We start from the raw sequence: 19,315 nt of genomic DNA on the forward strand, positions 1-19,315 counted from the left end.
AGTCATTCCGCTTACCGTTATTCATACTATGATAGGATGACAGCTAAGTCCATCCGAGAACAAGAATTTGCGTTTCCCTCAGACTGGCTAGTGGGACCATGGGGTCGTTGCAGTCAAAGGAGGAAGCATCCAATTCAATGACGAAGATCGAGGAAATTCATGTCACCACGCATGGTGGTCACGGACCACGCTTTCGCGGACACCAAACACGAACAGGCTGCTGCGGCACTCACCGGGGCTGAGTTCGCCGAGTACTCAGTTGATACGGAAGACGCCGCAATTCAGGCTGTCCAAGGAGCCGACGTGGCGTTTGTGAACTTCGCTCCCATGACCTCTCGCGTGCTCAGCACTATGAAACGCGGAAGCACCGTGATTCGGTACGGCATTGGATTTGACAACGTTGACCTGCAGGCCGCAAAAACTGCAGGGGTTCGAGTGGCGAATATTCCAGACTATGGCGTTGAGACAGTTGCGGACCATGCAGCAACGGCTCTACTCACGCTGGCTCGGAGAATCGCTTCTTTCAACAGAGAGATCCATGACCACGGTTGGATTAAGCCCACTGGCCTCGGACCGATTTTGAGCATGCGACAGCATACGCTCGGGTTGCTTGGTTTTGGCAGAATCGCGCAGGCCGTACATAAACGGTTGCGTCCGTTCGGAGTCACGACCATCGCATATGATCCATTCGCGCCCCCGAGCATCTTTAACGAACTCGGTGTTCAGCAGGTGGATCTTAATGAGCTGGCCCTACGTACCACTGCGCTGTCAGTTCATGCACCACTCACAACAGAAACGGAATCCGTGGTGGGCAAGGACTTTCTTGCGAAAATGCCTCAAGGTGCGTTCGTCGTTAACACTGCTCGGGGTGGACTGATTGACGAGGATGCTTTAGCTGAAGCTGTCGATTCAGGTCATCTCTCCGGAGCACTTCTTGATGTTACGCGTCCTGAACCAGCACCTAAAGATTCGAGGCTTCGGTTAGTTACAAACGTATTGCTGACTCCACACGCCGCGTTTTACGATGAAGAGTCAATTGACAACCTCCAGCGCCTTGCTAGTGAAGAAGCAATACGCGCGTTAGAAGGCGCCGAGCTTCGTTGCCCGGTTGCATAATACGACACAAGAATAGATGAAGAATGTCCCCATTTGACTCCGTCGCTGCACGGCGACCACTTTCAGAGCAAGTTGCTGATTCCATCATGGCAAGTATTTTGGCGAGGAACTTGGAGCCAGGTGATCAACTCCCAACAGAGCCGCAACTAATTGACGAGTATGATGTCAGCCGCACCGTGATTCGAGAAGCTGGGCGCATTCTTGTGGCACGCGGCGTTGTCAGTATTCGCCCGAGACGGGGCATGCAGGTTGCGCCGTTCAACGAGAAGAACCTGACTGGCCAGATTGCGTTAATGCTTCGCCTTGGCGGTGGTACGTTCTCGCAGCTAATCGAGGTTCGACGCGCTATTGAACCGGATATGGCTGCATACGCCGCGCTTCGCCGGCCAACGGAAGCGGTAGCCGAGCTTCAGAACCTTGTCGATCAAATCGAGCCACTGTCAGAAGACTCGCCTGAAGCGCGTGCCAACTACATCGCCGCCGACCTCGGCTTTCACACTGCCTTGGCCCGTGCGACACAGAATCCGTTCTTTATTCACCTGGCACTGCCCTTCAATGAGATCTTGACCTCGACCTACCAAAACAGCGCCGGCTATGCGCCAGAACAGTCCAAGACACACGCGGAGCACGCGGCTATCGCAGAAGCTGTTGCCGATAAGGATCCGGACCGTGCACAGGCTCTCGCCGCAGCTCACATCACTCGTGTCAGTGCCGCCGCGGCAAAACTTGTCTCGGAGGGTTCTCTAACCAGTTTGCACACCGCTTGACCTGTCAGAGCAGCGGATTGCCCGTACAGCATTCGCAGAGTCATTCACGTTCGCCCCACCAAACCAATACTTAGACGAAAGAAGTCGATGTCCTCTTCCAATCAGCGCACTCCGTTCCAACTCGATGGCTCCCACATTGTCGTAACCGGCGGCAGTCGAGGGCTTGGCCGGGCCATCTCTACAGCGGTTGCGCACGCGGGTGCAACAGTGACGATCATTGCACGCAATTCCAAACAGGCGGAGACAACAGCAGATGAATTGAACCAGCAACTTGAACATGCGGGTATGTTCTCGCCCCGAGCGTATGCCCATCCCGCCGACGTCGGGCAGCTTGGAAACGTTGACGAGCTAGTAAATGATATTTCGGCACGTGCACCTATCACTGGCGTCGTGCACGCCGCAGGAATACAGCTGAGAAAGCCAGCGGTGGAAATTAGCCCAGAAGATTTTCTAAGTGTCCAAACCGTGAACCTCCATGCTCCGTATTTTTTAAGCACTTCGATCGCACGGAAACAAATGAGTGAGCAACGAGTCGGTTCGCACGTGTTCATCGGTTCGCTAAACTCAAGTATCGGGCTTCCAGGAATCTCGCCGTATGTGGTGGCGAAAACGGGCTTGGTTGGAGCTGCGCGTGCTTTTTCAGCGGAATGGGCAGCCGCCGGCATTCGAGCGAACGTTGTTGGCCCCGGTTACTTCGCCACCGAAATGACCGAAGACCTCTTAGCTAATCGCGCTGACGAAGCAAGGATAATGGCGAGAATTCCACAGAAGAAGCTTGGCGACCCCATGGACGTCGGAAACGCCTGCGTGTACTTACTGTCAGACGCCGCTAGCTACGTCACCGGGACATTGCTGAACGTTGACGGAGGATGGCTCGGGGCTTAGGCCAAGGGGTAGGCTGAGCTGTAACAAGCTTGAGCGATTGCGCGAAGAGGAATTCACCTCCGACCCTGTGACTGACAGGCGGGTAGCGTTCTGGTGCTGAGACGGTGAGCTTTGTAGTGAATGCTCGCGGCACACTGACCAAATCGACTGACCACCACTTGTAAGCGTCTGAGAATCCGTGAGTTGGTCAAGAATGTGCCCTTTCTAGCGCCCACAGTCGGGTGTAGTTAGTTTTAATCTATGCGTGATGTGCAGGCGTCACTGAACCTGCAATGCGACCGGGAATTGGCGATCAGAAAAGACGGGATTCCGGTCAAGAGAGCCTGGTTCAACAGGTAGTCAAGGTGGAGAAGGCCGTCACCTAGACCTCGTTTAGGCTTGCCGTGACGCTTTCACGCTATAAAGAGTGTGCCGAACACTAACGCCAGAATCATGCCAGATGCCGACGTGGCTGGTAACCATCACGATCTGTTGACTGCCAAACAGCCATTCTGAGTTCTAACGACAACTCATAAGAGTCGCCCGAGCTCTCGCCGCTTAAGGACGCGACCGAGGCCCGGCAGTTGATCTTGTTCATAGACCTGATCCTTGCACGATACATGCATGTGAGTCCGGGTGCCACTTACGAGGGCCATCACAGCGCCCATTGTTAGAGCTTCCAATCCTGTGGTTGTGTAGTTAAACCTGTGCAACTCACAGGTGACCAGCAATGGCTTGGCCATCCAAATATCGCCGACACGGTAGTCGTTGAGTTCAGCCAACGATCCTTCGTCGAGAGCTCACGTACTTCAGAGGCAACACCGCCTCAATTGTTTGAAAGGGACATTTACTTTGGCTCATAGCACTACCCTTTGCAGTTCCAGCTGCACGACTTGTTGAAGACTTTGAACCGCGCGTAGTTGGCGCCGGCAAGACCTTCGCAAATGGACGCATTGCGCACTTTCCACGCGTGTAAAACGAGCGGAACGGCACCTACGAAGATGGCGAAGCTAGCTTCTGCTCCTTCACCATTATTGTTCCCGCTGCAGAGCATGCTTTGAACAACTTGCGGAAGGACTCACGTGGCAACGTTTTTGGCACTCTGCTAATCCGCAGCTTCACCCGCACGGATGGAAGCCCAGGCAACTCGGCAAATATCACTGTGAACAACATTGGTCCAGACCTAATGTCTATCGACGTCCAGATCATTGATTATCGTTCCGGTGACCAACGCAACTTTGACGGCCAGAGCCATGGCGAGTTCCAGGGCAATAACTAAGGAGGCTTCCAAGGAAACCAGGACCAATTATGCTCTCCTGCGGCTCCAGATCCGGTGAAAATTCTTTTCGGCTCATTATGTGTGATGCGCGCGGTCTCAGCTCCCGGCGTTCGCGTCCGCTGTCAGGTGGGCCCGTGCCTCGGCGAGCATGGCCTCACGGGTCGCGATCTTCACGCGTTCCCGGCCCTCAGCCTCACCGAGGGCCTTCTCCGCAGCCTCGAGCCGGTGATAGCCCTCCCAATCCGTGAAGTCGACGCCCTTCGATTCGAGCAGTTCGACGATCGAGGACTCCTCCGGGTATAGAGGCTCGGTGAGCGCCCCGGCGGCCTGATCGTCGAGGATGTGCCCGATCGTCTCGAGCGCATCGCCCTTCGTATGGCCGATGAGCCCGACGGGGCCGCGCTTGATCCATCCGGTCGTGTACACGCCGGGGACGACGTCCGCCTCGGCGGCCTGAGCCTGATCATCGGCGTCGACGACGCGTCCTTCGTGATTCGTGATGACCTTCTTACCCTCGTCGAAGGGCAGCTGCGGCAGCTGCGTACCCGCATAGCCGACGGCCCGGTACACGGCATCGATGTCCCAGTCGTGGAAGTCCCCGGTACCGTTGACGCCACCGGTCCCGTCGAGTTCCTGACGTTCCGTGCGCAGACCGGTCACCCGATCCTCGCCGAGGATGGCCACCGGTGCGTGGAGGAAGTGCAGGTGCAGTCGCCGCTTCGCCCCGGTCTCCTCCCGCATCGCAAAGCCGGTGAGCGTCTTCGTCACCTGCTTGACCTGATTGCTCGACTCGATGGCCTCGAGCGACCCCTGATCGAATTCGTAGTCTTCTGGGTAGACGATGATGTCGACGTCTTCGACCTGACCGAGCTCACGCAGCTCGAGCGGAGTGAACTTCGCCTGCGCAGGGCCACGCCGTCCGAACACGTGGACATCGGTGACCTTCGAGGACTTCAGCCCCTCATAGACGTGGTCGGGGATCTCCGTGGTGTGCAGGTCATCGGCCTGCTTCGCGAGCACCCGGGCCACGTCGAGGGCGACGTTGCCGTTGCCGAGCACCGCGACCTTCTCCGCCTCCAGCGGCCAGGTCTGGGCGACATCGGGATGCGCGTCGTACCAGTTGACGAAGTCGGCCGCCCCGTAGGAACCCGGCAGGTCGATGCCGGGCAGCGACAGCGGTGCGTCGACGAAGCAGCCGGTGGAGAAGATCACCGCATCGTAGCGGTCGGTGAGCTCGCCGAGGTTGATGTCGGCCCCGTATTCGACGTTGCCGAACAAGCGGATGTCGCCGCGGTCGAGGACCTTGATGAGCGCATTGATGATGCCCTTGATCCGCGGATGGTCGGGGGCGACCCCGTAGCGGACGAGCCCGAAGGGTGAGGGCAGCCGTTCGAACAGGTCAATGCTCAGTTCCAGGTCATGTTCGGCCTTGGTCAGCAAGTCGGCGGCGTAGATGCCAGCGGGACCGGCGCCGATGATGGCCACTCGGAATGGGATGGTGGGCATGAGTTTCCTTGATCAGTCGTAGGTGAGCGAAGTGTCGCTCGTCTTAGTTGAGAGAAGTTGCTCGTCTTAGGTCAGCGAGGACTCGCTGCTGGTCAGTCGTCGGTGTTCTGCGGTGCCAGAGCGGCGATGAAGGGATGGTCTTTGTCGACGACCCCGTGGGCGGCCGCACCGCCCGGGGAGCCGATATCGTCGAAGAACTCGACGTTCGCCTTGTAGTAGGCCTCCCATTCGTCGGGCACATCGTCTTCGTAGAAGATCGCCTCGACGGGGCACACGGGTTCGCACGCCCCGCAGTCGACGCATTCGTCGGGATGGATGTAGAGGGAGCGGGTGCCTTCGTAGATGCAGTCGACCGGGCATTCCTCGATGCAGGCTCGGTCCTTAAGATCCACGCACGGCTGGGCGATGATATAGGTCATGGATTCCTCACGAGGTCGGATGCGTGCGCTGCCGCAGTCTCGGTCGCCACAGGCTCAGTTGCCGAGGTGAACGCACCATCGGCGTAGGGGCTCAGGGTCACGACATCACCGGCGACGATGACGGCCGGTGACCGGACGCCTCGGCGAGCCGCGCGGAAGGCGATGTCTCCGAGGGTTCCGACGGTCACCCGCTGGTTCTCACCGAAGCCGTCTTCGACGATTGCGACCGGGCAGTCGTCCCCGCGCCCCGAGCGGGCGAGCACCCCGGCCGAGTGGATGAGTGTGCCCACTCCCATGAGCACGACGACGGTGTGGTCGCGTCCCCCGCCGATCTCCTCCAACTGGTCGTGACCGGTCACGACGGTGTATGCGGTGGCGACACCTCGGTGGGTCAGCGGGATTCCGGCGACCGCGGGCACGGAGTTCGCGCTGGTCACCCCGGGGACGACGCGGACATCGACTCCGGCGGCCCGGCAGGCGATGACCTCCTCTCCCCCACGTCCGAGGACGAACGGATCCCCGCCCTTGAGGCGGACGACCCGACGGCCGAGCTTCGCCTGTGTGATGAGGATGTCGTTGATCCCGCTCTGCGGCACCGGATGGTGCCCCGGCTGCTTCCCGACATCGATGAGTTGGGCGTCCAGGTGTGCACCGCGTTCGGTTTCAAGCTGGTCGATGACCGATCTGGCGCCGAGGCGGTCGGCGACGATGACATCGGCACGTTCCAATGCGCGCAGACCGGTGACGGTGAGCAGTCCGAGGTCGCCCGGTCCGGCACCGACGAGCAGCACGGTGCCTGGCTGCTGGGGGAGGAAGAGTGTCATGACGTCGGTTCCTCGGTTGCTTCCCCTGCTGATGCGGGGGTGTGGATTCCCGCGGCGAGCGTATTTCCCGTCTGCGGGTCGATGACGACGAAAGCTCCCGCCGTGCCGTGGTCGCGGAAATCCGGGACCGGCAGCTCGGCTGACAGCTTCACCCGGGCCAGGCCGATGTCGTTGCCGGCGAGCACCTCGGCGGGCTCCAGCCCGGAGGTCTCGAGGTTGCGTTTGGCCTCGATGCTGACGATCCCCTTCACGGTCGTCGTCCCCGTCTTGACGAGCACCCGATCCCCCGTGCGCAGGCCCTCGGCCGTGAACGGGAAGACCTCGGCGCGCAGTTCCCGGCGCGGGGTGGGCAGGGTGCCGGCCGCCGCGATGACGCTGCCACGGGCGGTATCGACGTCATCGGCCAGACGCAGTGCCACCGACAGCGGCGCACTCGCGGTCGTGAGCGGTCCGCTGGCGGTATCGATTCCGGTCACCGTCGTTTTCAGCCCGGCAGGGTGGATCTCGATCTCATCGCCGAGGCTGACCCGCCCGGCCGTGATCTGTCCGGCCACGGCCCGGTAGTCCCGGAATTCCTCGGGGTCGAGTCCCGGTGCCAGTCCCCCTTGCGGACGGAGCACGGTCTGCACGTCGAGGCGGAATGCTTCGAGGTCGGCGGTGTCTTCGTCCGCGCTCGGCAGGGTCTCGAGGAGTTCGAGCAGCGCCGGCCCCTGATACCAGGGAGTGTTGTCCGAGGTGGTGGCGATATTGTCCCCGGCCAGGGCGGAGATCGGAATGAGGTGCGGGGTCTCGAGGCCGATCTCGTCGGCGAGTGACTTGATGTCGTTCTCGACGGTCTCGATCGCCTCCTGTTCGTAATCGATCAGATCGATCTTGTTGACGGCGATGATGACGTGGCGGATGCCCAGTCGGGAGACGACGGTGAGGTGCCGGCGGGTCTGCTCAGTGGCTCCGGTGCGGGCGTCGATGAGGACGACGACGGCATCGGCGGTCGAGGCTCCGGTGACCATGTTGCGCGTGTACTGCACGTGTCCAGGGCAGTCGGCGAGGATGAACGAGCGACGGTCGGTGGCGAAGTACCGGTAGGCGACGTCGATGGTGATGCCCTGTTCTCGTTCGGCCCGCAGACCGTCGGTGAGCAGAGCGAAGTCGAACTCACCTCCCAGGAATCCGCGTTCCCGGCTGGTGGCGGTCACGGCGGCGAGCTGGTCGGCGAGGATCGCCTTCGCATCGTGGAGGAGCCGGCCGACGAGCGTGGATTTGCCGTCGTCGACGGATCCGGCGGTGGCGAAGCGCAGCAGCGTCTTCGTCGTAGTGTCCAACGTCGGCGTCGCCTCGGTGGTGGTTGTTTCGGTGGTGGTTGTGGTCGTCATCAGAAGTACCCGTCCTTCTTGCGGTCTTCCATCGCCGCGGCCGAGATCCGGTCGTCGGCGCGAGTGGCTCCGCGCTCGGTCACAGTGGTGGCGGCCACCTCGGCGAGGATGGACTCGAGGTCATCTGCCGTCGATTCGACGGCTCCGGTGCAGCTCATATCCCCGACGGTGCGGTAGCGGACCTTCTTGGTCGTCACGGTCTCGTCCTCGCGTGGGGTGGAGAATTCGCCTGTGGCCCACCACATGCCGTCGCGTTGGAAGACTTCGCGTTCGTGGGCGAAGTAGAGCTCGGGCAGTTCGATGCCTTCGCGGGCGATGTAGCTCCACACGTCGAGTTCGGTGAAGTTCGAGATCGGGAACACGCGGACGTGTTCGCCGGGCAGGTGGCGTCCGTTGAAGAGGTTCCACAGTTCGGGGCGCTGGCTGCTGGGGTTCCAGCCGCCGAATTCGTCGCGCAGGGACAGGATGCGTTCCTTCGCCCGGGCCTTGTCCTCGTCGCGGCGGGCACCGCCGAAGACGGCGTCGAACTTCCCGCCGGTGATGGCGTCGAGCAGCGGCTGGGTCTGCAGGGTGTTGCGGGTTCCGTCGGGGCGTTCGCGCAGGCGACCGTCGTCGATGTAGTCCTGGACCTTCGCCACCGTGAGGTCGAGGTCGTACTTCTCGGCCGTCTCGTCGCGGAAGCGGATGATCTCGTCGAAGTTGTGTCCGGTGTCGACGTGGAGGAGTCCGAACGGGATCTTCGCCGGCCAGAACGCCTTCGCCGCGAGGTGGAGGACCGTCACGGAGTCCTTGCCGCCGGAGAACAGCAGCACGGGGCGTTCGAACTCGGCGGCGACCTCACGGATGATGTGGATCGCTTCGGATTCGAGGACGTCGAGGGTGGACAGCGAGGTCGAAGCCGCCTCGGTGGTGGGGGTGTCGTGGCTGAACTGGGTGTCGATGCTCATGTGTGGAGTCCGCATTCTGTTTTGGTCGATCCGGCCCAGCGGCCGGCGCGGGGGTCTTCCCCTTCGGCGACGGGGCGAGTGCAGGGCTGGCAGCCGATCGACGGGTACCCCTGGTCAAGCAGCGGGTTGACCGGGACGTCGAAGGCGCGCGAGTAGTCGAGGAGGTCATCGAACGACCACGCGGCCAGGGGGTTGACCTTAACCAGGCCGTTCTTCTCATCGAAGGTGATCAGCGGTGTGTTCGTCCGGGTCGGAGCCTCGTCACGGCGAACTCCGGTGAACCAGAGTTCGTAGCCGTTCAACGATTTCTTCAGTGGTGCGACCTTGCGGCGGGCGCAGCACAGGCCTGGGTCGCGGGCGAAGAGGTCCTTGCCGAATTCGGCGTCCTGCTCTTCCACGGTCTGCTCCGGGAGGACGTCGACGATGTGGACGTCGACACGGCGGGCCACCTCGTTGCGGGTGTCATAGGTTTCCCGGAAGTGGTAGCCGGTGTCGAGGAAGAGGACGTCGACGCCGGGCTGGTACTGGGCGACGTAGTGCGGCAGGGCGGCGTCGGCCATCGAGCAGGCCACGGCGCAGGCCGCGGTGTCGAAGTGCCGGGACACCCAGCGGATGACGTCGGCCGGGTTGGCCTCGGGAACACCGTTCTCCGGGTCGCCGGCGAGTTCCCGGGCACCCGCCTCGGCGAGGGCCTTGAGTTCCTCGACGGGACGCGGTTCCGGTCGGGACCGTGTTTCGGTCGGGGAACCGGTCGCGGTGGTGGCCGCCTCGGTGGGGGCTGCGGTCGTGTTCGTGTGGGTCATTTCAGCTCCTCTTCGTCGACGCGGTTGGCCCATTCAGAGAACGTCTCGGTCTCCCCACGTCCGGCGAGGAAGCGACGGACGAGGGTTTCGACGTACTCGGTGAGGTTCTCCGCGGTGACCTTGAGTCCGCGGACGGTGCGACCGAGTCCGGCTTCGTCGCGGTCTTTCGAGGCCAAGCCTCCGCCGACGTGGACCTGGAATCCGGGAACCTGTTCGCCTTCGTCGGTGGTGACGATCTGCCCCTTCAGCCCGATGTCGGCGGTCTGGATGCGGGCGCAGGAGTTCGGGCAGCCGTTGAGGTGGAAGCTGATCGGGTGAGGCAGCTCCTCGATGTCGGCGAGGCGGGCTTCGAGCTTCTCGACGGCGTCGGCGGCGGTCTGCTTGGTCTCGACGATGGCGAGTTTGCAGAATTCGATGCCGGTGCACGCGATCGTCGAGCGACGGAAGAGGTCCTTGCGGCTCGACAGGCCGAGCGCATCGAGGCCGGCGACGACGTCATCGACATCGGCTTCGTCGATGTCGAGCAGCAGGACCTTCTGGTGCGGGGTGGTGCGCAGCCGAGTGGATCCGTACTTCTCGGCGAGGTCGACGAGCTGTCCGAGCAGGGTGCCCGAGGCGCGGCCTGCGATGAGGGTGACGCCGATGTAGTAGCGGCCGTCGGCCTGTTTGTGCACGCCGACGTGGTCGCCGGCGGTGATCGGTTTGGCCGGTGCCGGTCCGTCGGCGAGCTTGAATCCGAGGTATTCGGTTTCGAGGACTTCGCGGAACTTCTCCGGACCCCAGTCGGCGAGCAGGAACTTCAGGCGGGCCTTGTTGCGCAGGCGGCGATAGCCGTAGTCACGGAAGATCTGGGTGACGCCGAGCCACGTGTCGACGACCTGGTCGGGGGCGACCCACGCGCCGAGGCGTTCGGCGAAGCGGGGGACGACGGACAGGGCGCCGCCGACCCACAGGTCGTAGCCGACGCCGTGGTCGGGGTGGTCGACGGCGACGAAGGAGCAGTCGTTGATCTCGTGGACGACGTCCTGGCTGGGGTGGCCGGTGATCGCGGTCTTGTATTTGCGCGGCAGGTTCGCCAGTGACTCATCCCCGATGTAGCGGCGTGAGATCTCTTCGATTGCCGGGGTCGGGTCGATGAGTTCGTCGGCGGCGATGCCGGCCACGGGTGAGCCGAGGATGACTCGGGGGACGTCGCCGCAGGCTTCGGTCGTCTGCAGGCCGACGGCTTCGAGGCGGCGCCAGATCCCCGGCATGCTCTCGATCTCGACCCAATGGAGTTGGATGTTCTGCCGGTCGGTGAGGTCGGCGGTGCCCCGGGCGAATTCGTTGGAGATGTCCGCGATGACCCGCAGCTGTTCGGTGGTGAGCTTGCCGCCGTCGATGCGGATGCGGAGCATGAAGTATTCGTCTTCGAGCTCATGCGGCTCGAGCTTCGCGGTGCGACCGCCGTCGATACCCGGTTTGCGCTGGGTGTACAGACCCCACCAGCGGAAGCGGCCGTGCAGGTCGTCGGAGTCGATCGAAGAGAATCCGCGCTTGGCGTAGATGGTCTCAATCCGGGCGCGAACGTTGAGGCCGTTGTCTTCGGCCTTATCGTTCTCGTTTTTGTTCAACGGTTCATGGCCGTCGATCTTCCACTGCCCATTGGACTTCTTCTGGCGGACGGGCCGCTTTGCGGCTCGTTTACCTGCTGTTTCCGTGTTCTCTTCCACCTGAGTGGACATTGCCGTCTCCAAACGCTGAGGGGAACCAGTGATGAATCACGCTACATGAATGCCGAATTGCTCAACAACTCACCGGAGGTGATTGTGTCATGGAATGACATATGGCGTCACGGTCTGCCGTGGGTGTGGTCAGGCGCTGAGCATTTCCGGCGCGACCTGATGGGTTCGGGCGTGTGCGTGGCCGTGGGCGCGAATGCCTTCGCGGACTCGATCGCGGACGATGTCGACGAGCTGGGGCGGAACGGCGGAAGCACTTCCGCCACCGGTGAGCAGCGGCGGAGCGAGGACGCCTGCGGGTCCGCCGCCTGCATCACCACTCTTCGCGTTGCCGATGCTCGCACTGCCACCACTCACGCTGCCGATGCTTGCAGTGCCACCGTCGACGAGCTTGCGGGCAAGGTCGTCGAAGAATCCCGGGGCCAGCAGGTAGTTCGCGAGCACGGGGCGGGCTCCGCGGCTCCGCGCCTCCTCGACACGGTCCCTCAACGGCACTCCGGCACCGGCGAGGAATCCGACCTCGACGGGACGCTCGAGCTTCGCCGCCAGCAGCCTGCCCATCTCACAGCAGGCCTCGTTCGCCCGTTCGTCGCTCGAGCCGGCAGCGGCAAGGATGACGCCATCGTTGTCACTCAGCGCCGGAAGCCGATCGGCGAGGATCTCCGCAAGCCTCGGATCCGGTCCCAGCGTGGGCGCCCGTCGGACACGTCGCGGCCCGAAGCCCGGTTCACCGTCCCCGTTCGGGGGCATCCGCTCGGCACGGTCAGCCGCCTCGGCGAGGTCGACATGGACGTGATATCCCGGCGAGAGCAGAAGCGGCACGAGGATCACCGGACGGTCGGCGGGCAGTCGGGCGATCACCTCATCGACATCGGGCTTCTGGACGTCCACATGCCCGAGCATGACCTCGTCGGCAATCCCACGAATGCGCAGGTCTGTGGCGACCTCGGCCGCGAGCACCTCGATGAGGACCTGCCCGGTGGGCGATGAGGTTCCGTGGGAGATCAGCCCCACCGACGGCAGCGCAGTCACCGTGCACGCTCCGCCACGATTCTCTGCACCGTGTGCGCGGCCACCCGCATCCGGCTCGCCGCGGGTGGCGGAGCCACCGAGGAAACCGAACAGCACGATTGCTCAACGACTGCGCGACTGCGGAGAGGTGGGATCGTCACGATTGAATGCATTCGCACAGCGTAACCCATCGGCCTCAACGCTGCACACATGCTGTTCATCAGCGACATTTCGCCACTTCGCGTCATCTTTCGACATACGGCGACCGAGTTCGTAGAATTGCCAGCAGTTTTCCATTCTGCTCAACAGTTTCGCTAGTGTGTGTTGTCAACGCGTCATTGCGCTCCTGGCACCGTCCGCAGTTTCGGCGTCTTGTCCACCTTCCGCGCCTCCTCCTTCGCTTCATTTACGAAAGGCAAGCACATGCGTCAGCTCATCGTCCTCGGGATCGTCGGTCTCATCGCTCAGCTCATCGACGGGTCCTTGGGCATGGCCTATGGGGTCACCTCAACCACGCTGCTGCTGGCGGCGGGTACGGCACCTGCGGCCGCCTCGGCGGCGGTGCACTTCTCCGAATTGGGGACGACGTTGATGTCGGGGATCTCGCACCACAAGTTCGGCAATGTCGACTGGCGGACCGTCGCGATTCTCGCCGGTCCCGGGTTCGTCGGGGCGATCGCAGGGTCGACGCTCCTCGCCAGCCTGGACGGGGAGGCTGCGACCCCGTGGATCTCAGGAATCCTGCTGGCTCTCGGCGTCTATGTCGTCTGGCGATTCCTCGCACTCGGCGGTGCGCGTCCGACGTTCAAGTCGCGGCCGAGCGCGACGATGCTCGTCCCGATCGGGCTCGTCGGCGGGACGCTCGACGCGGTCGGCGGGGGCGGCTGGGGACCGGTCGGCACGACAACGCTGCTCTCATCAGGACGTTTGGAACCGCGGAAGGTCGTCGGGTCGATCGATACGAGCGAGTTCGTCGTGGCCGTCGGCGGTTCGCTCGGGTTCCTCATCGCGCTCGGGTCACAGGGCATCGAGTGGACAATCGTGGCGGCGCTGCTCGTCGGCGGTGTCATCGCAGCACCCTTTGCCGCGTGGCTGGTGAAGCTGCTGCCGGCCAAGGTGCTGGCGGTCGCCGCGGGCGGAATCATCATCCTCACGAACGTCCGCACCATCCTGCTCGCCTTCGGGCTCTCGGATTCCTCGGTGTGGCTGTCGGTCGCCGGCCTGGCTCTCGTCTGGTTCGGCCTGCTCGCTCACGTCGTGCGCGTCGAGCGGGCGACCGCGAAGACCCGGAAGGCCGAGGAAGCCGCGGCGGAAGCCGGGTCCGAGGCGACCGTCGGTCGCTGAGCCCCGGCGGGCGCGGTTCGCGGCCCCTTGGCACCGTCTACCTCCCTCAATCCACGCAAAACTGGGAAAAGCACGTCTCCAGAGACGTGCTTTTCCCAGTTTTGCGTTGATCGGCGGAGTTCGGCGTCAGGTCAGCGCTGGCTGTAGAGCTTCCGGGCCGTGATTACGCCGATGAGCGAGAGCAGCGACAGTCCGGCGTAGTAGAAGCCGGGCACGGTCAGCAGACCCGTCGCGCCGAGCAGGGCGGTGAGGATAAGCGGGGCGAAGCCACCGAAGATCGCGACACCGAAGCTGTAGGCGATAGTCATGCCGGAGCTGCGCACCTTGACGGGGAACAGATCGGACAGCAGCGCCGGCATCGGTCCGAAGTAGAAGACCATGAACAGGCCGACGATCGCCTCGCACAAGGTGAGGACGCCGATCGAGGGGTTCGCGGTCAGGAGGATGAACATCGGCCACGCAACGATGATGCCGACGATGGTCGTCGGGATCATCACGGTCGTCGGGCCCACTCGGTCGGCCAAACGGCCGGCGAACGGGGCTCCGATGAGGGTGATGACGCCGGCGACGACGGCGCCGGGGAATGCTGCCCAAGCGTCGAGGCCGAGGTTGGTGACGGCGAACTGCGGCAGGAAAGTGATGAGGTAGACCGAGATCGTGGCCATCGCGATGATGAGGAACGCTGAGAACAGACGACCGAAGTTCTCGCCGAGGAGGACGCGGAGCGGATTGTCGGTCTTCTCGGCGGCCTTGAACTCAGGAGTGTCATCCATCTTCGAGCGGATGTACCAGCCGACAGGACCGATGAATAGGCCGAGTGCGAAGGCCACGCGCCAGCCCCACGAGTGCAGTGCCTCTTCACTCAGTGTCGAGCTGAAGATCCACGAGACTCCGGCGGCGAGGAACATCGAGATGCCCTGGGTCGCAGTTTGGAAGGAGGCGTAGTAGGCCTTGCCGCGCTTGGCGTTCTCGGTGAGGAAGGCGGTGGCGGATCCGAATTCGCCGCCGGCGGAGATGCCCTGGATGATGCGGGCGATGATAAGACCGATCGCTCCCCAGATGCCGATGGTCGCTTCGCCGGGCAGGACGACGATGATGAACACACCGAGCGTCATCAGACCGATCGTCAGCGACAGGGCCGACTTGCGTCCGTGCTTGTCCGAGTAGCGGCCGATGAGAATTGCGCCGAGCGGACGGACGACGAAGGTGATGGCGAAGGTCGCCCAGGTCATCAGCTGCGCGGACAGGCCGTCGCCCGGGTAGAAGACCGCGGTGATCGAGGTGGCCATGAACCCGAAGAGGATGATGTCATACCATTCGAGGGCGTTGCCCAGTCCGGCCGCAACTACGGCCTTGCGGGCCCGCGACTTGTCTTCGCGGGAAACCTCGATCGTCTCACTCATTGCATGCCTCAATTGCTTGCTCGAGGACGCATGCGCCTTTGCTCGCCGTCCGGGGTTGTTGCGGCCCGCGGGCACGCTCATCTGTCAGCATCCGAGTCTAATACTGCACGCGACTGCGTCAGGACCACGTCTCAACAATTGGTTGGCAACAGCGAATCCTCGGTCTCTGCCGCACGTCTGCGGGGGCCGCCATCACAGATCGCGGACTGCGGGATCCATACCGCAGAAGCATGAGAGAGTCACCAAAGAGGTATTTGAAGTTCTGCTCAGCGGTTCTCTGGGGTGGTGGGACACACACGACTTGTGCATCCGTTACACACGGCGGTCCCTGCGAGCAAAGGACAGCACCTATGAAGGTCGACAGCATCTGGCACGGCAACTTCTCGACGGGGGATCTCGAGCGTCCTCAAGCTCGGTCTCTCGGTCTGCTGCAAGAGAATGCTGGCACCGAGATCCGATTGACCGCTGCGGAAACGTCGCGGAGGAGAATATCGCGAATCTCCGCTTGGCATCCGAACCGACGATTTCATACGGGCTGACGAGCCTCGCTGAACCGGGAATCGTCATCGGCGGCGACCGACTGAGGCTGGGGCCGGTGAAGATCGTCCGGCAGGTGCGTTTGGACGGAGTCCGTCATGATCTTCAGCAGCCGGAACTCGCCGACAGAACCATCGCTGAGATCGGTGCAGTGTGGGGAAATCACGATTCGGCCTGGCTGTTGCGCGCGTTCAAAGCGGAGCATGAGGTGACACCGACCGACTTGCGGCGCGAGCGCTGACACGGCCACCACGACCGCCCCGGGGAGGAGTCGCGCAGGGTGACGTCACTCCCGGGCGGACGGGCGCGGCATCAGACTTCTCCGTAGACCACATTTCCGCCGACGACCGTCGCACGAATCTGCGTATTCGCGATCTCGGTGGTGGGAACCTCATAGAGATCCTGTGACAGCACCGCGAAGTCCGCGAGCTGGCCCGGAATCAGTTTTCCCTTGATCTTCTCCTCGTGAACAGCATGAGCGCTATTGACTGTATAAGCCCGGATTGCCTCCGAAACTGACAGGCACTCGGATTCGGTGAGCACTGCGCCGCTTTCGGTAGTGCGGTCGACGAGAGCCGCAATGTTCTCGATCGGGTCGGCATCGACCACCGGTGCGTCCGTCGATGCCGGAATCGGCATCCCCGCGTCAAGGAATCCCCGCACACGGTAGACCAAAGGGCTCCGCCCGGCTCCGACAGCCGCACAGACTCCGTCGCCCAGATCGCGGATGAAACGTCCCTGGGGAACCGGGATGAGACCGAGGTCTGACATCCGGGCGATCTGCCGATTGCTGCTCATTGCGGCGTGCTCAACTCGATGCCGGGCATCAGGTCTCGGTTTCAGACGCTGAGCCTCGGCGACGATATCCATGACCACATCGAGCGCCGCATCACCGATTGCGTGCATCGCCAGCTGCCAGCCAGCCAGGTGTGCTCCGATCAGCTTCTCTCTGAGCGTCTGTTGGGGGAACTGCAGAAAACCGGCGGCCCCCTCGGGCGAGGTGTATTCGTCCTTCATGAATGCGCTGCGGCCGAGCAGAGAACCGTCCGTAAGCACTTTGGTCGGGCCGATCCTGAGGAACTCGTCTCCCATCCCAGAGCGCAGTCCCAGGTCGAGAGTCTGGAGGCGATATCCGTCCACAACGGCCGCATCGAGCGGATGAAGTGTGGTGATATAGGGCATCACGGTTGCCCTGACGCCCAAGTCTCCCCGGTCTCGCGCGAGCTGGAAGCCGGCGAGATCGAAGCGTGACATACCGATATGCTCCGGAGCACCGATGCCCGGCTCGGTGATCGACGTGATTCCCCGTCGCAGCAGTTCATCCGAGCCTCGTGCAACCAGTCGCGCCACCTCCTCGGCGGACTTCTCAGGGATATGATCGTGGATCAGTGACCGCGCGGTTTCCTGCAGCACACCGACCGCTCGGCCCTCGGAATCGACCGGAACGGCTCCGCCCTCGGGAACCTCGACGATCCGCCGCTGCACGAATCCGGCGCGTTCAAAAGCTGCGGTATTCGCTGTGGCCATGTGTCGGGAAACGTGGATCAGGTACACCGGGTGCCCCATCGATACGGCGTCGAGCTGCTCTGCAGTCGGATGTTCACCGCCCAGGTAATGCTGATCATATCCGGCACCGATCACCCAGTCCCCCGCCGGCGCGTGCTCTGCAGCCTCGCGGACTGCTGACAGGAGGGAATCGAGGCTCCGCACCTGCTTCGGCCCCAAATCCAATTGCATGGAGCTCTCGCCCACATGGCTCAGGTGACAATGAGCATCATTGAACCCCGGAACCACCGCAGCACCGTGCAGATCGATGACACGGACGAAATGGCTTGCGTCGAGCTCATCGTCGACGCTGATCACCTGTCCCCGATGAACTCCGAGATTCCGAACCAACGGCCGCGAAGGTTCTTGGGTGTGGAAACGACCATTGACATACATGACATCGAACATCTGTTCACCTTGTCCTCAGCTCTGTTTTCGGATATCTCTGCTGGAGCCGAATCAGCTCTTCGCCGGCTCTGCCACTGCCCCATCCGGCGCCTCTTCCGATTCCTCTTCTGCGTTCGGCAGGGCACAGATGCGCCAGATGAGACCACCGATGAATGCGCCGAGAAGAGCAGGCAGTATCCACCCGAACCCGTTCTCGGCGAGTGGGATCATGTGATGAATGCGCACGATCCCACCTGGCAGCTGCGAGCCCATTTGTGCGCAGATGAATTCCACGGAATCGTAAAGCCCCAGCAGCAGAGCCCCAAGCAATGCACCCTTCCAGACCCCGTCGTTGGGGATGACGGGCTTCAACAGACCGAGGATCACTGTGACGATCATCGCTGGATAGAACACCAAAAGGAACGGTGTGCTGAAAGTGATGATGTAGGACACTCCCCCGAGCGCCTGCACGATGAAGATCACCGTGGTGATGGCGATCGTCACGCCGAACCGGAGACGGCCGCGAGTGAGCCCCTCAGTGAATTCAGCGATCACTGTGGCCATCCCGGCTGCAGTCGTCAAAGTCGCGAACAGGACCGCAACGGCGAGCGCCACGGTGGCGAGGCTACCTCCGAGGTCGGCGACCACACCGTTGAGCAGTACCGTCTCATCCGTATCAGCAGGGTAGGTTGCTGACCCTTGAGCTCCGAGATACTCCAGGCCTCCATAGACGACGAACAGGCCCACGAAGGCGATCCCGGCCGCCGCCATCAGAGGCTTTGTCCGTGCTTCTGGGGTGGAATAGCCGTGGGCGGCCAGTGCGGCGATGAATATCCCACCGGTCAGCAGTCCCGTCGCCACATCGCCGGTTTGATACGAAGTGATGAATGACGTCCGGAATGGATCTGCGACTCCCGCTTCAGGAGTGCCCATCGGTCGCAGAACCGCGAGACCGACGATGATCAGAAGAAGCACAAGCAGTGCGGGTGTCAGGTATTTGCCGATCCGGTCGATGACCTTATTCTTGCTCAACGCCAATGCAGCGACGATGAGGAAGAATACGACAATTGTCACCGGTTCGGCCACGGAATCATCTGCGCCGGGGAGGAGAACTTTCACACCCGATTCGTAGGCGGTGGCACCTGTGCGGGGAATGATCGTCGCCACGGAACCCGTATAGAGCAAGGTCGCCATGAAGACCGGATGGAACCACCGCGCGTATGGACGGAAGAGGCGCTCAGGGCTGCCGGCGTTGGCGACCGCGACAATTGCGAGGATCGGCAGACTGACACCTGCGATTGTCAATCCCACCAGAGCGATTGGCCAGTTCTCGCCGGCCTGCAGCCCGATATGCGGCGGAAAGATGAGGTTACCTGCGCCGAAGAATATTGCGAACATCGCGAATCCGACGATCACGACTTTCCGGTTGAGGACCGATCTCATATGTCAGCCCTCGCCAGCCGGGCCAG

The 19,315-nt window shown here is 62.4% G+C and carries 16 protein-coding genes; 5 read left to right on the top strand and 11 right to left on the bottom strand.

Features of this window, described 5'->3' with window-relative positions; all coding sequences use genetic code 11:
- The first annotated feature begins 159 nt into the window (after positions 1–159).
- The 3 genes from BLU88_RS00180 to BLU88_RS00190 all read left to right on the top strand — a co-directional run bounded on the left by BLU88_RS00180 (position 160) and on the right by BLU88_RS00190 (position 2,768).
- Positions 160–1,116 carry a C-terminal binding protein gene (locus BLU88_RS00180; RefSeq protein WP_092008986.1) on the top strand — a complete coding sequence of 319 codons (957 nt, stop codon included), beginning with the start codon at positions 160–162 and terminating at the stop codon, positions 1,114–1,116.
- 23 nt (positions 1,117–1,139) lie between these two features.
- A complete protein-coding gene (locus BLU88_RS00185; RefSeq protein WP_092008987.1) occupies positions 1,140–1,883 on the top strand; it encodes a FadR/GntR family transcriptional regulator in 744 nt (247 codons plus the stop codon).
- 87 nt (positions 1,884–1,970) lie between these two features.
- The gene (locus BLU88_RS00190; RefSeq protein ID WP_092008988.1) at positions 1,971–2,768 is read left to right on the top strand and encodes an SDR family NAD(P)-dependent oxidoreductase; all 798 of its coding nucleotides are present in this window, start codon (positions 1,971–1,973) and stop codon (positions 2,766–2,768) included.
- Positions 2,769–4,122: 1,354 nt separating this feature from the next.
- On the opposite strand, the gene BLU88_RS00200 is transcribed toward BLU88_RS00190, so the two are convergent.
- The 8 genes from BLU88_RS00200 to BLU88_RS00235 form a co-directional block, all read right to left on the bottom strand.
- Positions 4,123–5,532, bottom strand: coding sequence for an FAD-dependent oxidoreductase (locus tag BLU88_RS00200; protein ID WP_092008990.1), 1,410 nt, complete (start codon positions 5,530–5,532; stop codon positions 4,123–4,125).
- Positions 5,533–5,624: 92 nt separating this feature from the next.
- Entirely contained in the window at positions 5,625–5,951 is a 327-nt protein-coding gene (gene fdxA / locus BLU88_RS00205; RefSeq protein ID WP_092008991.1) for a ferredoxin, read from the bottom strand.
- Positions 5,948–6,775: a uroporphyrinogen-III C-methyltransferase gene (gene cobA, locus BLU88_RS00210; protein ID WP_092008992.1), complete on the bottom strand. Its 828-nt coding sequence runs from the start codon at positions 6,773–6,775 to the stop codon at positions 5,948–5,950. The genes fdxA and cobA overlap by 4 nt, the downstream gene beginning before the upstream one ends.
- Entirely contained in the window at positions 6,772–8,148 is a 1,377-nt protein-coding gene (locus BLU88_RS00215) for a sulfate adenylyltransferase subunit 1 (protein ID WP_092008993.1), read from the bottom strand. The genes cobA and BLU88_RS00215 overlap by 4 nt, the downstream gene beginning before the upstream one ends.
- A complete protein-coding gene (gene cysD / locus BLU88_RS00220) occupies positions 8,148–9,095 on the bottom strand; it encodes a sulfate adenylyltransferase subunit CysD (RefSeq protein WP_092008994.1) in 948 nt (315 codons plus the stop codon). The genes BLU88_RS00215 and cysD overlap by 1 nt, the downstream gene beginning before the upstream one ends.
- Positions 9,092–9,898: a phosphoadenylyl-sulfate reductase gene (locus tag BLU88_RS00225; protein WP_092008995.1), complete on the bottom strand. Its 807-nt coding sequence runs from the start codon at positions 9,896–9,898 to the stop codon at positions 9,092–9,094. The genes cysD and BLU88_RS00225 overlap by 4 nt, the downstream gene beginning before the upstream one ends.
- Positions 9,895–11,622 carry a nitrite/sulfite reductase gene (locus BLU88_RS00230; RefSeq protein WP_092008996.1) on the bottom strand — a complete coding sequence of 576 codons (1,728 nt, stop codon included), beginning with the start codon at positions 11,620–11,622 and terminating at the stop codon, positions 9,895–9,897. Before BLU88_RS00230 ends, BLU88_RS00225 begins: the two co-directional genes overlap by 4 nt.
- A gap of 129 nt (positions 11,623–11,751) precedes the next feature.
- Positions 11,752–12,747, bottom strand: a complete 996-nt coding sequence (locus BLU88_RS00235) for a sirohydrochlorin chelatase (protein WP_231939503.1) — start codon at positions 12,745–12,747, stop codon at positions 11,752–11,754.
- Between the two features lie 306 nt (positions 12,748–13,053).
- On the opposite strand from BLU88_RS00235, the gene BLU88_RS00240 reads away from it, so the two are divergent.
- Positions 13,054–13,974, top strand: coding sequence for a sulfite exporter TauE/SafE family protein (locus tag BLU88_RS00240; RefSeq protein ID WP_092008997.1), 921 nt, complete (start codon positions 13,054–13,056; stop codon positions 13,972–13,974).
- A gap of 131 nt (positions 13,975–14,105) precedes the next feature.
- Here the strand turns inward: BLU88_RS00240 and BLU88_RS00245 are convergent, their stop codons facing one another.
- Positions 14,106–15,377: an MFS transporter gene (locus BLU88_RS00245; RefSeq protein WP_092008999.1), complete on the bottom strand. Its 1,272-nt coding sequence runs from the start codon at positions 15,375–15,377 to the stop codon at positions 14,106–14,108.
- A 505-nt stretch (positions 15,378–15,882) separates the two neighbouring features.
- Here BLU88_RS00245 and BLU88_RS00250 point away from each other — a divergent pair.
- Positions 15,883–16,155, top strand: a complete 273-nt coding sequence (locus BLU88_RS00250) for a helix-turn-helix domain-containing protein (protein WP_092009000.1) — start codon at positions 15,883–15,885, stop codon at positions 16,153–16,155.
- A gap of 71 nt (positions 16,156–16,226) precedes the next feature.
- On the opposite strand, the gene BLU88_RS00255 is transcribed toward BLU88_RS00250, so the two are convergent.
- Both BLU88_RS00255 and BLU88_RS00260 read right to left on the bottom strand, forming a co-directional pair.
- The gene (locus BLU88_RS00255; protein ID WP_092009001.1) at positions 16,227–17,867 is read right to left on the bottom strand and encodes an amidohydrolase; all 1,641 of its coding nucleotides are present in this window, start codon (positions 17,865–17,867) and stop codon (positions 16,227–16,229) included.
- A gap of 51 nt (positions 17,868–17,918) precedes the next feature.
- The gene (locus BLU88_RS00260; protein WP_092009002.1) at positions 17,919–19,289 is read right to left on the bottom strand and encodes a branched-chain amino acid transport system II carrier protein; all 1,371 of its coding nucleotides are present in this window, start codon (positions 19,287–19,289) and stop codon (positions 17,919–17,921) included.
- Between the last annotated feature and the right edge of the window lie 26 nt (positions 19,290–19,315).

It is taken from the genome of Brevibacterium siliguriense (assembly GCF_900105315.1).
GTDB lineage: Bacteria > Actinomycetota > Actinomycetes > Actinomycetales > Brevibacteriaceae > Brevibacterium > Brevibacterium siliguriense.

Coding starts and splice junctions, on each gene's coding strand:
- BLU88_RS00180 (WP_092008986.1), top strand. CDS start 160: ATGTCACCACGCATGGTGGTCACGGACCACGCTTTCGCGGACACCAAA.
- BLU88_RS00185 (WP_092008987.1), top strand. CDS start 1,140: ATGTCCCCATTTGACTCCGTCGCTGCACGGCGACCACTTTCAGAGCAA.
- BLU88_RS00190 (WP_092008988.1), top strand. CDS start 1,971: ATGTCCTCTTCCAATCAGCGCACTCCGTTCCAACTCGATGGCTCCCAC.
- BLU88_RS00200 (WP_092008990.1), bottom strand. CDS start 5,532: ATGCCCACCATCCCATTCCGAGTGGCCATCATCGGCGCCGGTCCCGCT.
- fdxA (WP_092008991.1), bottom strand. CDS start 5,951: ATGACCTATATCATCGCCCAGCCGTGCGTGGATCTTAAGGACCGAGCC.
- cobA (WP_092008992.1), bottom strand. CDS start 6,775: ATGACACTCTTCCTCCCCCAGCAGCCAGGCACCGTGCTGCTCGTCGGT.
- BLU88_RS00215 (WP_092008993.1), bottom strand. CDS start 8,148: ATGACGACCACAACCACCACCGAAACAACCACCACCGAGGCGACGCCG.
- cysD (WP_092008994.1), bottom strand. CDS start 9,095: ATGAGCATCGACACCCAGTTCAGCCACGACACCCCCACCACCGAGGCG.
- BLU88_RS00225 (WP_092008995.1), bottom strand. CDS start 9,898: ATGACCCACACGAACACGACCGCAGCCCCCACCGAGGCGGCCACCACC.
- BLU88_RS00230 (WP_092008996.1), bottom strand. CDS start 11,622: ATGTCCACTCAGGTGGAAGAGAACACGGAAACAGCAGGTAAACGAGCC.
- BLU88_RS00240 (WP_092008997.1), top strand. CDS start 13,054: ATGCGTCAGCTCATCGTCCTCGGGATCGTCGGTCTCATCGCTCAGCTC.
- BLU88_RS00245 (WP_092008999.1), bottom strand. CDS start 15,377: ATGAGTGAGACGATCGAGGTTTCCCGCGAAGACAAGTCGCGGGCCCGC.
- BLU88_RS00255 (WP_092009001.1), bottom strand. CDS start 17,867: ATGTTCGATGTCATGTATGTCAATGGTCGTTTCCACACCCAAGAACCT.
- BLU88_RS00260 (WP_092009002.1), bottom strand. CDS start 19,289: ATGAGATCGGTCCTCAACCGGAAAGTCGTGATCGTCGGATTCGCGATG.